Origin of the sequence: Pseudomonas californiensis, assembly GCF_021147775.1 — a bacterium.
GTDB classification, from domain to species: domain Bacteria; phylum Pseudomonadota; class Gammaproteobacteria; order Pseudomonadales; family Pseudomonadaceae; genus Aquipseudomonas; species Aquipseudomonas californiensis.
The window spans coordinates 60,550-75,218 of sequence record NZ_JAGTPK010000024.1 but is presented as its reverse complement, the minus strand read 5'-3'; the positions used below and the strand labels follow the sequence as shown (position 1 = coordinate 75,218).

The following is a 14,669-nucleotide window of genomic DNA, read 5'->3' as shown; positions in this document are numbered from 1 at the left end:
TCTTGAATGACTTGGGCTTTGAAGGACTTGGAGTAGGAACGGCGCGTTGGCTGCATGAAATACCCGCTTAAAAGGCTAGAGCTGGTGCCCACTTAAATTTAAGTGCACACCATGTCTTGGCTTTGCGGGGCTGGGTAGATGACTTGGCCGGACGCATACTTCACAATCTCTGAAACCCCCAAAAAACCCGCCTTATGGCGGGTTTTTTCGTTTTAACGTTCCATCGATTTCCGTCAGAAACTGGTGGAGCCGGTATCTGGAGGCCAATCGGCAGGAGCATGTCACTCCACACGAATTCGCGAACCAAACCGGAGCGAACGTCACGCGGCTCAAGGCGAAAAGCCGCTTGAGGGAGTAGGCCGTTAGCCTACTCCTCGTCCTGCCCACTAATGTACGCTTTGTACGCCTGCCTTTCATGGGTCGGCTTGAACGGAAATGCCAACTGAATCTGCCTGCTTTTCACCATCCCATTCAAGTACTGTTGACGGAGGGCATCTGGACTGCGCTTTACCAGATTAGCCAAAACGTTGAGCGTCAGATAGTGCTCCTTGCATAGGGTGATAATCACCTGTTGCATACGATCCTTTTGCATGCGCTCTCGATTGCGCGGCTCCTCAGCCAGAATTTCGAGCTTTTCTCGAACCCCTGCATCAAGCCTGTCCAAAGCATCGATCAGCGGCGCGTCAACATGATCGCTCAACAAGCAGCCATTATCGTTTCGCTGCATATCCAGCTCGACCTTATGTTCGGAGCTACCTGCGTTATGTTCGGAGCTAACGCCGTTATGTTCGGAGCTGCCGGCATAATGTTCGGAGCTCCGTAGCGGACCTGCGAACACTTGCTCCGGCGTAGGCAGTTGGGAGTGTCACAATCCTGCGTTCCTGAAATACCCAATCGAGTAACGCGCCCATGCCCAGCGCAAATCGGGGCACGCCGGTTTGCGCGCAGGTGCCTGGGGCATCAGGCTACCGGCGGTCTTCTTCAAACATCCCGAAACACTCCCTCCGACGAACCGTCCCTAAAGCCGCCCCCTGCCCCGTCGATACGCTTGGTGTAACCAACAATCATGGATCGATGAAATGGACATCTCTGTCGGCACCGGCTATTCCCAATCCTTGGCCAATCGCCTCACGCCTTCCGATCAGAAACTGACCGCTCAGCCTCTCTCCGACGCAACCAGGCAATTGCTGAACAACGCGACGCCAGCCGCCGTTTACCACCCCAGCGATGTGATCCCGACGGACGCGCAGACCGAGCCGATGGTGGTTATCGAGACGTGGGTGGGTCGTTCACAGTCGGCTGACTTCCCGAAAATGGCGGCGGCGCACAGGGCGTCTACCGAAGCGCTGAAATCATCATTCGAAGAGTTCAAGTCTGCGCTGGCGTATGTGTTCCCGGACCTGGCGAGCAAAAAGTACGGTTTCACGGTCGAGGCCGATGGCAAGCTGAAGGTGTTGAACACCGGCGGCCAACTGACCACGTCGGACACCGAGCGCCTGAACACGCTGTTGAACGCATCGAGCGAGCTGAAAGCGACGGCCAATGCCTATCGGGACACGGCAATCGATCTGGTCGATGCCGATTCGCCCTGGAGCGGCAGTTACCTGGGTCGTTACAACCTGACCAAGGAGAACTTCGCGACATCTCTGGACCTCGCAGCGCTGTTCATCCCGAAAACCACCACGCCATCCAAAGAGCAGGTTGACGGTATGTTCTTCAATCAGTTGGCTTACAAGGGTGAGTTGGCGACCCAGAAGACCGAAGCGGCGATGCTCGCGGCACGGGCTGCGAAAAAAGCGGCAGCTGCGGCGTAAAACCTGCGCTCAGTCATGCACTGAACATGGCCTGATGTAGTCGTTATCGAATTCGCTGCTTTCGACGAACTGAAAGCCATGGCGCGTGTAGAAACGGTTGGAGGCGCTTTACTTTAGCGCCCCGACCCGCATCGCCAAGCCTGCTGCATACGCGTCCTGAAAGGATTGCCAATCGCGCCTGCACGGCGGGTGCGTGCTGCACCTGCAGCGCGGTCAACAGCAGGCGTTTGTGCGCACAATCGGGGTGGCGTTCCTGCCGAAGTCCGTTTCGTTCGTATCATTTACAGGATGAACGGTTCATCTGGGCGCAGATTCAGTTCGAACCGCACGACTGTGAGAGGGGTCTACCCAGCATCTTTTACAATCGGAAATGCCAGTGTCCAGAATTATCACAGACGAGACGCCCGAGCACGTTTCGGATGAAAAGCAGGTTACGTTGTTTGGCTCGCCCAAAGAGCGTCTGGAGTTTTATCGTCGCGAGATCCATTACGAAACCACGAACCTGTCGAATCGCACCAACGCCTACCTGTCGGCGCAGTCTTTTCTGGTGATCGCGTACGCGTCGTCCATGGCGAACGTCAACCCTGACTGGGGCGTGGTGTTTACCCTGGTGGTGCCGCCGGCGCTGACCCTGTTGGGCCTGTTCAGCACGCTGTCGGCGTGGCCGGGTATCCGCGCTGCCTGCGATATCATTCAGCATTGGCACCACAAGCAGGCGGAGCTGTTGCGCAGCGAGCCGGTCATCGGGCTGACCTATGACGATTCGCCGCTGTTCAGCGATTGGGAGTCCAGCGAAACAGGACCGAAGAAGTCGCTGCTGTTTTCCAAACGAACACCGTGGCTGTTCAGCTTTTTCTGGCTGTTTCTGGGCCTTTTCGCGGTGTTCGTGCAGATCCTCTCCATGGACTGATGTCTCGAGAGCCGTCAACGGGTCAAGGCACGAAAATGATCTTGTCGCCGCCGCCCGCATTCACTTCGGCGTAACGCGCCTGGCCTTCGCTCAAGGGTGATTCGACCAGCCCGACTGGCAATGCCAGCAGGCCCTGGTCGAAGAACTGACCGAACTGCTCCAGCATGACCGCGCACGCTGCACAGTCGTAAAGCAGCGAATTGATCCCCACCACGGACCCGCCTTTGCGGTACAGCGCCAGCGCGGGTAATTGCACGTGCCCGTCGACCGGCGCAGCGATGATCGCAATTCGGCCAAACGTTGCCAGCGCTGATACCGCGGCGGGCAGCCAGAAACCGGTAGTGTCGAAGATCACATCGGCTCCGTCCTTGAACGTCTCGTTGACCTGCGTAGCCAGGCTCTCTGGTGTGTCGAGCAGAATGCCATCGAACCCATCCTGTTTCAGCGCTTCAAGGTGCTCTGCTCGACGAACTGCGCCCAGCATCTGAGCGCCGAGGATTTTGCCCAACGCCATGGCCGCGCTGCCGACCGCACCGTTCGCGCCGATGATCAGCAACCGTGTGCCTTGAGTCACCAGGCTGCGCTGCAAGGCGTCCCAAGCCGTGGTGTAAGGCACGCCGAGGCTGGCGGCCTGCACAAAGCTGAGGGCTTTGGGTTTGCGGGCGACACCCTGGGTAGGCAGGGTGAGGAACTGAGCATGTGAGCCATCACGAAAGAAGCCAGGCTCGCGGCCCGTACCCCAGACTTCCTGGCCGATCATGTCGGCTGGCCCGTCGATGACAATACCCGCAAAGTCGCGACCGGGGATGCGTGGCAGCGTGGTGTAGGGGAAGCGGCCCAGCACATTCTTGACGTCGCTGGGGTTCAGGCCAGCGGCCTTCACCTGGATCAGCACTTCGTCCCTGGCCGGTATTGGTTGCGGCAGCTCAACGTATTCAAGGGCAGCGAGGTCGCCGGTTTTCGAGAATTGCAGTGCGTTCATGGGGGCTCCGTTCTGATAAGAAAAAGGCGTACGTCACGACGTCCAGGAGGCGAGCAGGTGCTTGCCCAATGGCCAGGCTTGCTCTCCCAGTTGCATGCCCAGCAGACCGACCAGTGCCACGGCAGGCGGTGCGGGCGAACGGAAATCGAGCGCGCCGTACAGCAGGCCGACGGCCGCGCCGATGGCGAGAGAAATGAGGTAACTCATGGTGGCTCCGGACATTCAGTTGATGTGCAGAGTCTAGGGACAGGCCGAACGCGGTATCGGCCAAGGGCTTCTGTTTATCGGCCAGCTTGTTGGCGTTTCACGGGCTGACGACGGCTCGCAGTCAGCTACTGACTGCCGAGGTACTGCGACGGCGCTACGCCCAGTTCGCGGCGGAACATGTCGCTGAAGCTGCTGGGTGTGTAGCCCAGCGAGCGGGCGATGCGGCTGACCGGCACGCCTTGGATGATCTCGGCCACAGCGGTCGCCAGTTGCACTTGTCTGCGCCATTCGGCGAACCCCATGCCGAGCCCACTTTGAAGCAGACGCGCCAGGGTGCGTACGCTGGCCCCGGCATTTTCAGCGTGTTGCTCGAAGGGGATGTCCAGCGAGGGCTCGCTGATGACGGCCTGACACAGGTTCATCAGGCGTCGATCAGAACCGTCGGGCATCGGGATTTTCAGCAGCGAGCGCCGGGCGCGTTTCAGCTCCAGCAGGCCCAGCCCCACCAGGGCATCGTAGTAGTCGGGCTCACGGTCGCGGTCCAGCGCCACCAGATTGAGGATGACCTCACGCAGCAGCCCACCCACTTCAAAGACCTGCACGGTGCTTTCCAGGGTCTGGGCGATGGCCGGACGCAGATAGATGTTGCGCATTTCAAGCTCAGATACCACGCGAATGCCGTGCTCGACACCCGGCGGCAGCCAGACCGCACGTTGCGGCGGCACCACCAGCGCTTCCAGCGGCGTCTCGACCCACATCACCCCCGACATCGCATACAGCACCTGGCCCCACACGTGATGGTGCGGCTCGATGTAGCGGCCGCGCGGGTAAGTACGCGACAGCGGCTGCACCGGGACGGCGGTATCGGACAGGTCAGGAGGGGCGGCAAGGGCCATGGGAACGCGGCTCGGGAATGGTGGACGCATGGTAGCAAAGCGGCCGAGCTGATTTATTGTGCGCAGGAGCCGCCTGACTAAAAAAATGCCCCGGTCGAAACCGAGGCATTCAGGGTGGTGCTGACCTGCTCACGTCATCAGAAGACGTTGATCGGGTAATCCACGAAGATGCGGGTTTCGTTGCCTTCGCTGTTGTACGCCTGAGCGTCGTCGGACACACGCAGGAACGAGTTGCGCAGACGAATCGACAGGTCTTTGGCCGGGCCGCTCTGTACCACGTAGGTCAACTGGCTGAAGATTTCACGCTCGGTGCCGTCACCGCTGCCAGCCGTGCCGTCGTCGATGTTGTCGCCGCGCACGTAAGCCACTTTGTAGCTCAGGCCAGGCAACACCAGGCCGGACAGGTCGACGCCATAGGCCGCTTGCCACGAACGCTCGTCCTTGCCGTTGAAGTCGGACCAGTACGAGTTGGCCAGGTAGATGGTGTTGCCGCCATCGCCAAAGCCGCCGTCATTGCGGTAGCCGCCGTAGGCGTAGCCAATATCGCCGGTGCTGCGCTGGTGAGCGAGGGTGAAGGAGTGGATGCCCACGCCCCAGGTCGCCGCCAGGCTCCAGATCTTGTTGTCACGCTCGTCGCTGTTGGCGAAGTCTTTGTCCAGCCTGGTCTTGTAGCCATTGAAGTCCAGCGTCAGCGACTGGTCCTGCGGCAACGCGAACACGTAGTTCAGGTTCAGGTACTGCTTCTTCAGCACGTCTTCGTTGTCGGAGGCGTAAACCGCCGCGCTGAATTCTTTGGAGAATTTATAGCTGCCGCCATAGACGTTGATGCTTTTCAGATCACCGCTGTCGCGACCTTCAGCGCTCTTGCGCGCTTCCTGTGTGAAGCGGCCCGCCACCAGTTCAAGACCGTCGATCTCGTTGGAAGTGATCATGGTGCCGGTGTAACTTTCCGGCAGCAGGCGGGAGTTGTCGTAGCTCAGCACGGGCAACTGAGGCATCTGGTCGCCGTACTTGATGACGGTGTTGGAGATACGCGCTTTTACCGCAGCGCCTGCACGCGACAGGTCATCAGCCGCAGCACCGCTGTCGCCCTGCTTGAAGAAGTCGATACCGCCAGCGCCGCTGCGACCTTTGCCGCCGTCCAGACGAATGCCGTACAGCGCAAAGGCGTCGACGCCCGCGCCAACGGTGCCCTGGGTGAAGCCGGACTTGAAGTTGCCCATGAACGCCTGGCCCCACTCGGCCTTGTCTTCACGGTCATTCTTGTAGTCACGGTTGATGTAGGCGTTACGCAGGTTGACGGTCAAGCTGCTGTCTTCGACGAAACCCTTTGAGTCTGCCTGTCCTTGAGCCATGGCCTGACTGGCGCTGATGATGCCCAGAGCGAGCATTCCCATACGTTTGTTAAGCATCTTGCGTTCCTTTTTTATACGAATTGACACGCGCTGTGGCGACGGCCGGAGGCCATCCAGGGATTCCAGCTTTTGAATTCAAAAGTATAGAAGGCCGCACGAAATCATCGTATTGAACGATCGATGCACGTACATGGCGTTGAGCCACAAGCGGTGGGACGCGAATCCTAGTCCCAGGGCTTGAGGGGTGTCAACGCGAAGAAGGCCGGAGCAGAGCGCTCGGCAAGTGTTTCAATCCTTGAGCACGCCCAACAATGCCTCAAGCTCGGCTTCGTTGAACAGGTCCGCCGGGTAGCGCTGCAACAGCATGGCGCGTACGTCAGGCCTGGGTTTTACGTGCTTGGTCGTCCTTAACCATTCCGCCATTAACTGGCGGGCCTCGTTACTGGAAGAAGCAGACAACCCACGAGCTCTATGCTGGCTCATAACTGCGTTCATAGTGACAACCTCTTGGTCTTGAGGGGGCTTAATTTACGGACGCTGTGTGACAGTCACGCGAATAAAACGATGTCGCCTCACCTGTATTAAAGGTCATTTCCAGAGACACGCTGAAAAAATGTTACCCAGAAAAAAGCCCACCGGTGGATGGGCTTGAAGGAGCAAGAACAGGACCAATAGGCCACTATAAGATGTAACTAGTCATTTCGTATTAGCCAAGATGTGGCAGTGGTTGCTGCTGGGTGAGGCAGTGAATATTGCCACCGCCCAGCAGCAATTCCCGACCGGGAACCATCATGACTTCGTGCTCCGGAAACAATTCCTGCAGGATTTCAAAGGCCTTCTCGTCCATCGGATCGTCAAAACTCGGCGCGATGATGCCGCCGTTGACGATCAGAAAATTCACGTAAGAACCGGCCAGCCGCACCGAAGCGTTGCGCTCCTGGCTGCCGTGCACCTGATCAACGCCCGCGCATTCTTCTTCAGTGGCGAACAATGGGCCAGGAATGGGCATTTTGTGCACGATAAACTCGCGACCCTTGGCGTCCCGTGTGTTTTCCAAAATACTCAATGCTGCATGACAGCGTGAGTAGTTGGGGTCTTTGGGATCATCGGTCCAGGCCAGCAACACTTCGGCCGGACGGATGTAACAGCAGAAGTTATCCACATGGCCATCGGTTTCGTCGTTGAACAGGCCGTCAGGCAGCCAGATGATCTTATCCACAGCCAGACTGTCGCTGAGCACGGCTTCGATCTGCTCGCGATTCAGGTGCGGATTGCGGTTACGGTTGAGCAGGCACTCTTCGGTGGTGATCAGCGTGCCTTCACCGTCAACATGGATCGAACCACCTTCCAGCACGAAGCCTTCGGTGACGTAACGCGGGAAGCGCTCGATTTCCAGCACCTTGCTGGCCAGCTGCGAATCGAGGTTCCACGGCGCGTACAGACCGCCATCGAAGCCACCCCAGGCATTGAAATCCCAATCCACGCCGCGCACTTCACCGCGATTGTTGATCACGAAAGTCGGGCCGGTGTCACGTACCCAGGCGTCGTTGTTGCTGATTTCGACGACGCGGATGTTCGGCACTTGCAGATGCGCCCGCGCGTTGTCGTACTGCGCAGCCGAAACCGCGACCGTTACCGGCTCGAAACGGGCAATCGCCTTGGCGACCGCCACGTGCGCCGCCTGCGCGGGCTTGCCGCCCAGACGCCAGTTATCAGGACGCTCAGGCCAGACCATCCAGACCTGAGTGTGCGGCGCCCATTCTGCCGGCATGTAAAAACCATCGGCACGTGGCGTGCTTTTCAGCGTAGTCATGACCATCAGGACTCCAGCGACCCGTCGAGGGTCTTGATCGCGCCATACAGGTTCGGGCGGCGGTCACGGAACGAACCCCAGGCGCTGCGGATGTGCTCCAGCTCGTCCAGGTCGAAGCTGTGCACCAGCACGCCTTCTTCGGTTTCATCCAGTTCGGCGACTTTTTCACCAAACTGGTTGGCGATGAACGACGAGCCATAGAAGGTGATGTCGTAACCGTCCTGCTCTTCATTGCCAATGCGGTTGCTGGCGATCAGCGGCATCAGGTTGGCGCCGGCGTGGCCCTGCTGCACACGCTGCCAGTGGTCGCGCGAGCTGATGGTCTTGTCATGCGGCTCGCTGCCGATGGCGGTCGGGTAAAACAGGATTTCTGCACCCTGCAACGCCATGCTGCGCGCGCACTCCGGGAACCACTGGTCCCAGCAGATACCGACGCCGATTTTTGCGTAACGGGTCTGCCAGACCTTGAAGCCGGTGTCGCCCGGGTTGAAGTAATACTTTTCGTGGTAGCCAGGGCCGTCCGGGATGTGGCTCTTGCGGTAGATGCCAAGGTTGGTGCCGTCGGCGTCGATGATCGCGATGCTGTTGAAGCGCGCACGCCCGGCCAGCTCGAAGAAGCTGATCGGCAATACGACCTGCAGCTCTTTGGCGATTTTCTGGAAGTGCTTGATCGCGACGTTGGTATCGACGCTGGTTGCCAACTGCAGATAGTCCGGGTTCGGCTTCTGGCAGAAGTACGGCATCTCGAACAGTTCCTGGATCAGTATGATCTGTGCGCCTTTGGCGGCGGCCTCACGTACCAGCTTTTCAGCGGTCTCGATGTTGGCTTCAAGATCCCAGGAGCACGCCATTTGGGTAGCAGCGACGGAAACGATACGGCTCATGAAAATACCTCCAGAGGCGGGTGCAAAAGACTTATCACCATAGCAGACGTGCCATGACAACTTGGGCGACTTTATAGTCGATAAAAATCGATTTTAAAAGCCTGAAATGACGAACAGTAGAATAAAAAGGCAAATAAACCCGATATTAATCTGGCCCGTTTCATTCCAGTTCGTGCAGCACCTTCGACACCATTGCCACGAAGAAGTCGACGCTTTGTCGGGTGGTGCACATCGGTGGCTTGATCTTGAGGATGTTCAGGTAGTCGCCGGTCGGCTGCATGAAAATGCCCAGTTCACGCAGGCGCTCGCAGAGTTGCGCGGTTTCCTCGGTCGCAGGCTCCAGCGTCTGACGGTCGCGAACCAATTCGACGCCCAGATAAAAGCCCATGCCATGCACCGCACCCAACAGCGGATGTTTATCGGCCAGCGCTTGCAGACTTGCCTTGAAATGGTCGCCGACGTTGCGGGCGTTGTCCCACAGGTTCTCTTCTTCCATGACATCCAGCACGGCCATGCCGATCCGGCAACTGACCGGGCTGCCACCGGACGACGAAAAGAAATAGCCCTCGGCTTCAAGAGCCTCGGCAATCTCGCGACGGGTAATGACCGCGCCCAGCGGATGACCGTTGCCCATGCCCTTGGCCATCGAGATGATGTCGGGCACCACGCCCTGCTCCTCGAAGCCCCAGAAGTAATGACCCAGGCGGCCATAACCGACCTGCACTTCGTCGGCGATGCACACGCCGCCCAACGCCCGAACCTTTTGATAAACCTGTTGCAGATAACCTGGCGGCAGGGAAATACCGCCCGCATTGCCATACACCGGTTCGCAGATGAAACCCGCGACCTGACGCTGTTGTTCGGTCAGCCTCGCCAGCACCTGGTCAACACTGCGTACATATTCCGGGGCGCTGTCGCTGCCACGGAAGGGCCCGCGATAGACATTTGGCGCGGTCACAGGATGCACCCAGTCCGGACGGGTGCTGAGCGCTTGCGGATTGTCGGCAATCGAGGTGGATATGGCATCAGTGGCCACCGACCAGCCGTGATAGGCCTCCAACACGCTGAGCATGTCGCGACCACCGCTGTAGGCCCACGCCAGCCGGATTGCCAGGTCGTTGGCCTCGGTGCCGCTGTTGACCAGAAACACGCGGTCCATGCCGGGCGGAGCCAGCTTGAGCAGGCGCTCGGAAAATTCGGCGATGGCCGCGTAATGAAAGCGTGAGTTGGTGTTGAGCAACGACCATTGCCGCGCAGCTTCATGGGCCATGCGCGGATGACCATGACCCAGAACGGCGACGTTGTTGAGCATGTCGAGGTACGAGCGCCCCTGCATGTCGATCAGATGATTGCGCCAGCCCCGCTCGATCTGCGGCGGAGCCTGGTAATAGTGTTTTTGCGAACGGGCGAAACTGGCGTCGCGCCGAGCCAGCAACCGGGCCGGGTCTTCAAGCGCTGGCGCGTCGCAATCAAACCCCAGCAGCGCCGAAGGTGACGGGCACAGTCTGCGCCAGGCCGCTGCCCAGGCCGGAGTCGTGAACAAAGGTGGGCTGATGTCATTGTCGACGCACACCTGCACCAGCACCGAACCTGCGCCGTGCCCGAGCAGATCGCCCGCGCTTGCCGAGCCAGACAAGGAAGCCTCGGGCATCAGGCCCCACAATTTCAGGCTCATGGTGTCACCCGTCAGCACAACCGCGCCGTCGGCGGTGAGGCGCAGGGTGCTGTTGAACGGAGCATGCAGCGGTGTTTCCGGCGGTACATGGAGTTCGACGTGCAAGGCAAAGGTGTCAGGCTCAGTGGCACTGTCTGGCTGCGTACGTGAAAGGCGGTACTCGCCAAACCGACTGGCGGCCAACCCTGAATGCTCGGCAGCCTGCGACAGCAAATACTCATCGATCCCGGCCTGCTCCCAGTTACCGGCAACGAAATGCTCGCTGAGCACGCCCAGATCGACCACTGCAGGCTTCACATCCTTGAGGCTCGGCAGCAGTGGTAGATAGACCGGCTGATCGACTGGCGCAGCATCAACGCCGACCGCTTGCAGAATTGCAGCCTCCATCAATGTCATGGGGATTGAAGTGGCGACATCGAAGATCTCCCACTCGCCTTCGAGATTGGCCTGGATGTAAGCGTTGTCGGGCTCGACATTCGCCTGCTGCTCACTGCTGAGCACCAACACCGCAGAGCGGGCGACGATCAATGGCCACAGCGCTTGCAGCTCTTCAGTCTTGAGCGGATTGACTGCGTGATATGCCTGAATCGCTGAAAGGATGATCAAAGGATCACCCTCGGCGTGCTGCAGCAACGCTGCGCATGTCACGGACAGATCGGCGATGCGCCACGTGGTCACCAGATCCCCGAAATCGATCAGTCCCTGCATGTGCCATTGCCGGTGAGCATCACGCTGCCAGACTACATTGTGCTCGGTGATGTCCAGATGAACGGCCTGCACGGGCAGCGCGGCGATCAAAGGCACCAGACGTCGGTGCGCCTGCTCACCGGCTTCGATCAGACAGGCACGGGCATCGACGTCCTTGATCACCGGTAACAGATGCTTGATCAGCGCATGGGCGTGGCGCGGGTCCCATTGCAGGATGCGATCCAGGCCCGGATGCTCAAAGCCGGCCAACGCCTTGCCAACCTGTGCGCACAGCGCTCCCAGAACCTCCACCACGTCACGCCCCAGATGCTGCACATGCCCCAACGATTGTCCGTCAATGAACTCAAGCAGGCGGACATGAACCGGTTGCCCGTCCACGTCGACCGAGAGCAATTGTTCGGTGTTATTGGCGCGAATCACCCCGGGCACCGGCACGCCGCTGTGGCTGGCCAAATGATGCAGCGCTGCATGCTGGGCATCCAGCTCGATTGCCGAGTAGGCGCCGTGACAGACTTTCAGCACATAGCGACGCTTATCGGTCGTGAGCAGGAAGTTGCGGTCCTGCTGGCTGCCCAGCGTTTCAAGCTGACCGCTCAATCCGTAATGCTGCTCCAACAGCTGAAGTGCCTGGTCGGTGCTGATTTCAGGGCATGGCAAGCTGGATCGGCGAATGAGCGTGGCGAGCGGCATGTACAACCTCGGTCGAAGAGGAGCCCGTAGGCAGCAAAGGGATCGTTATTTGCAGTCAACAACTATAGGGCGTCGGTTTTACGTCGTCATCGACGACATGAATGAATTTATTTCATACCCTGCACACCTTTTATTGCCTGATCCTGTCAGGCGCTATGCTTCATTACGTCCCAACACACAAAAAGGTCAGTTCATGCGAATACTCGTTACCGGAGGCGCAGGCTTTATCGGCTCTGCATTGATTCGACACCTGATACAGAACACCGAACACGATGTGTTGAATTTCGACAAGTTGACCTATGCGGGCAACCTTGAATCGTTGCAGCCCATTGCGACCGATACCCGCTACGAGTTCGTCCAGGCCGATATCTGCGATCAGGCAGCAGTCAGCGCCGTGCTTGAACGATTCGAACCGCAGGTAATCATGCACCTGGCGGCAGAATCCCATGTTGACCGGTCCATCGACGGCCCCGCCGAATTCATTCAGACCAATATCGTCGGCACCTACAGCTTGCTCGAAGCCACACGCGGCTATTGGTCGAAGCTGCCGGAGACCGAACGCAAGGCGTTCCGCTTCCATCACATTTCCACGGATGAAGTATATGGCGACCTGCACGGCGTCGATGACCTGTTCACCGAGACCACGCCCTACGCACCCAGCTCGCCGTATTCCGCCAGCAAGGCAGCGTCTGACCATCTGGTCCGCGCCTGGCAACGAACGTACGGGCTGCCGGTCGTGCTCACCAACTGCTCGAACAACTACGGGCCGTTCCACTTCCCGGAAAAACTGATCCCGCTGGTGATCCTCAACGCCCTCGCAGGTAAACCGCTGCCGGTCTATGGCAACGGCCTGCAAGTTCGCGACTGGCTGTACGTGGAGGACCACGCCCGTGCGTTGCTCAAGGTGGCAACCGAAGGTGTGATCGGTGAAACCTACAATATTGGCGGCCACAACGAGCAGAAGAACATTGATGTGGTGCGCGGGATCTGCACGCTGCTCGATGAGCTGGCCCCGCAGCATCCTGCAGGTGTTGAGCATTACAGTGACCTGATCACCTACGTGGTCGATCGGCCTGGCCACGATCAGCGTTACGCGATCGACGCCAGCAAGATCGAGCGGGATCTGGGCTGGAAGCCTGAAGAGACGTTCGAGTCCGGGCTGCGCAAGACCGTGAAGTGGTATCTGGAGAACCTGGACTGGTGCCGCAGGGTTCAGGACGGCAGTTACCAAGGAGAAAGACTGGGCTTCACTGACCATAAGGATTTGATTGCATGACTAAAGGCATCGTACTGGCCGGAGGCTCCGGCACCCGCCTGCACCCCATCACGCTTGGTCTGTCCAAGCAATTGCTGCCGATCTACGACAAGCCGATGATCTACTACCCGATCTCGGTGTTGATGCTGGCAGGTATTCGCGAAATCCTGATCATTTCCACCCCTGAGGATTTGCCGCAATACCGCAAACTGTTGGGCGATGGCAGCCAGTTCGGTGTCAACCTGCAATACGCTGAACAACCTCGACCCGACGGCCTGGCGCAAGCCTTCCTGATCGGCGAAAGCTTCATTGGCAACGACTCGGTGTGCCTGATCCTGGGCGACAACATCTTTCATGGCCAGCACTTCGGCCTGCAATTGGAAAAGGCTGCTGCGCAGAAGTCCGGGGCCACGGTGTTTGGCTATTGGGTGAAGGATCCCGAGCGTTTCGGGGTCATCGAATTCGACGAGACGGGCCGTGCCCTTTCCATCGAGGAAAAGCCCAGAACGCCCAAGTCCAGCTATGCGGTGACCGGGTTGTATTTCTACGACAACGATGTGATCCAGATTGCCAGGGACGTCAAACCGTCGCCTCGTGGCGAGCTGGAAATCACCGACGTGAACAACGCTTACCTGAAACGCGGCGATCTGCGCGTCGAGCGTTTCGGACGCGGCTTTGCCTGGCTCGACACCGGCACCCATGACAGCCTGCTCGACGCCTCGGCTTACGTGCAGACCATCGAGCATCGCCAGGGCCTCAAAGTCGCCTGCCTTGAAGAGATCGCCTACCAGAACCACTGGATCGACCGCGAACACCTGCTCAAACGGGCCGATTATTTTGGCAAAACAGGTTATGGTCAGTACCTGTTCAAAGTTGCAAGGGAAACCAAGTGAAAGTAACGGCCACAACGCTGCCTGAAGTCCTGATTCTGGAGCCTAAAGTCTTCGGTGATGAACGGGGCTTCTTCTATGAAAGCTTCAATGCTCGCGTATTCAGTGAAGCCACAGGCCTGACAAAGGAGTTTGTGCAGGACAATCACTCCCGCTCACAAAAGGGTGTGTTGCGTGGCCTGCATTACCAGATCGAGCACGCGCAAGGGAAACTGGTCCGCGTGACCGCGGGCAAGGTTCTGGACATTGCGGTGGACATCCGTCGCAGCTCACCGACATTTGGCCAATGGGTCGGTGTCGAGCTGTCTGCAGAGAACGCTCGCCAGCTCTGGGTACCTGAGGGTTTTGCGCATGGGTTTGTGGTGCTGAGTGACCACGCCGAATTCCTGTACAAGACCACGGACTACTACACGCCTTCGGCAGAGCGCTGCATTGCCTGGAATGATCCGGAGCTGGCGATCGACTGGCAGCTCGAGGGCGCGCCACAGTTGTCGGCCAAGGATCAGCAAGGCAAAAGCCTGAAAGACGCCGATCTGTTTCCGTGACTTCACACTCGCAGGCACCGGACTCGACGCATTGTCCGAGTGCCT

At 58.8% G+C, this 14,669-nt stretch carries 14 protein-coding genes and 1 pseudogene; 5 read left to right on the top strand and 10 right to left on the bottom strand.

What is annotated here, in order from left to right:
* Positions 1-367: 367 nt before the first annotated feature.
* Positions 368-727, bottom strand: coding sequence for a hypothetical protein (locus tag KDX37_RS20725; protein ID WP_231654618.1), 360 nt, complete (start codon positions 725-727; stop codon positions 368-370).
* A 352-nt stretch (positions 728-1,079) separates the two neighbouring features.
* Here KDX37_RS20725 and KDX37_RS20720 point away from each other — a divergent pair, with 352 nt between their 5' ends.
* Positions 1,080-1,814 (top strand): hypothetical protein, encoded by a 735-nt coding sequence (locus KDX37_RS20720; protein ID WP_319941710.1) that lies wholly within the window; start codon positions 1,080-1,082, stop codon positions 1,812-1,814.
* 9 nt (positions 1,815-1,823) lie between these two features.
* On the opposite strand, the pseudogene KDX37_RS20715 reads toward KDX37_RS20720, so the two are convergent.
* Positions 1,824-1,982, bottom strand: a pseudogene (locus tag KDX37_RS20715) (GNAT family N-acetyltransferase); the annotation flags it as partial.
* A 202-nt stretch (positions 1,983-2,184) separates the two neighbouring features.
* Here KDX37_RS20715 and KDX37_RS20710 point away from each other — a divergent pair.
* Positions 2,185-2,724 carry a hypothetical protein gene (locus KDX37_RS20710; protein ID WP_231654616.1) on the top strand — a complete coding sequence of 180 codons (540 nt, stop codon included), beginning with the start codon at positions 2,185-2,187 and terminating at the stop codon, positions 2,722-2,724.
* 22 nt (positions 2,725-2,746) lie between these two features.
* Here KDX37_RS20710 and KDX37_RS20705 read toward each other — a convergent pair whose 3' ends face one another.
* The 8 genes from KDX37_RS20705 to KDX37_RS20670 all read right to left on the bottom strand — a co-directional run bounded on the left by KDX37_RS20705 (position 2,747) and on the right by KDX37_RS20670 (position 11,934).
* Complete coding sequence (locus KDX37_RS20705) at positions 2,747-3,706, bottom strand: quinone oxidoreductase family protein (RefSeq protein ID WP_231654613.1); 960 nt, start codon at positions 3,704-3,706, stop codon at positions 2,747-2,749.
* A gap of 33 nt (positions 3,707-3,739) precedes the next feature.
* Complete coding sequence (locus tag KDX37_RS20700) at positions 3,740-3,913, bottom strand: DUF1427 family protein (protein WP_231654610.1); 174 nt, start codon at positions 3,911-3,913, stop codon at positions 3,740-3,742.
* A 125-nt stretch (positions 3,914-4,038) separates the two neighbouring features.
* Positions 4,039-4,809 carry an AraC family transcriptional regulator gene (locus KDX37_RS20695; RefSeq protein WP_231654608.1) on the bottom strand — a complete coding sequence of 257 codons (771 nt, stop codon included), beginning with the start codon at positions 4,807-4,809 and terminating at the stop codon, positions 4,039-4,041.
* A 137-nt stretch (positions 4,810-4,946) separates the two neighbouring features.
* The gene (locus KDX37_RS20690; RefSeq protein ID WP_231654606.1) at positions 4,947-6,221 is read right to left on the bottom strand and encodes an OprD family porin; all 1,275 of its coding nucleotides are present in this window, start codon (positions 6,219-6,221) and stop codon (positions 4,947-4,949) included.
* Between the two features lie 231 nt (positions 6,222-6,452).
* Positions 6,453-6,647, bottom strand: a complete 195-nt coding sequence (locus KDX37_RS20685; protein WP_231654605.1) for a hypothetical protein — start codon at positions 6,645-6,647, stop codon at positions 6,453-6,455.
* A gap of 223 nt (positions 6,648-6,870) precedes the next feature.
* The gene (aguA, locus tag KDX37_RS20680; RefSeq protein ID WP_231654603.1) at positions 6,871-7,977 is read right to left on the bottom strand and encodes an agmatine deiminase; all 1,107 of its coding nucleotides are present in this window, start codon (positions 7,975-7,977) and stop codon (positions 6,871-6,873) included.
* Between the two features lie 5 nt (positions 7,978-7,982).
* Positions 7,983-8,861, bottom strand: coding sequence for an N-carbamoylputrescine amidase (gene aguB, locus KDX37_RS20675; protein WP_231654598.1), 879 nt, complete (start codon positions 8,859-8,861; stop codon positions 7,983-7,985).
* Between the two features lie 160 nt (positions 8,862-9,021).
* The gene (locus KDX37_RS20670; RefSeq protein ID WP_231654596.1) at positions 9,022-11,934 is read right to left on the bottom strand and encodes an aminotransferase; all 2,913 of its coding nucleotides are present in this window, start codon (positions 11,932-11,934) and stop codon (positions 9,022-9,024) included.
* Between the two features lie 193 nt (positions 11,935-12,127).
* Here KDX37_RS20670 and rfbB point away from each other — a divergent pair, with 193 nt between their 5' ends.
* Genes rfbB through rfbC form a run of 3 tightly spaced genes read left to right on the top strand, consistent with a single transcriptional unit; the run spans position 12,128 to position 14,624 of the window.
* Positions 12,128-13,210 carry a dTDP-glucose 4,6-dehydratase gene (gene rfbB / locus KDX37_RS20665; protein WP_231654595.1) on the top strand — a complete coding sequence of 361 codons (1,083 nt, stop codon included), beginning with the start codon at positions 12,128-12,130 and terminating at the stop codon, positions 13,208-13,210.
* Complete coding sequence (gene rfbA, locus KDX37_RS20660; RefSeq protein ID WP_231654593.1) at positions 13,207-14,082, top strand: glucose-1-phosphate thymidylyltransferase RfbA; 876 nt, start codon at positions 13,207-13,209, stop codon at positions 14,080-14,082. Before rfbB ends, rfbA begins: the two co-directional genes overlap by 4 nt.
* On the top strand, positions 14,079-14,624 hold the full coding sequence (gene rfbC, locus KDX37_RS20655) for a dTDP-4-dehydrorhamnose 3,5-epimerase (RefSeq protein ID WP_231654578.1): 546 nt from the start codon (positions 14,079-14,081) through the stop codon (positions 14,622-14,624). Before rfbA ends, rfbC begins: the two co-directional genes overlap by 4 nt.
* Positions 14,625-14,669: the final 45 nt, after the last annotated feature.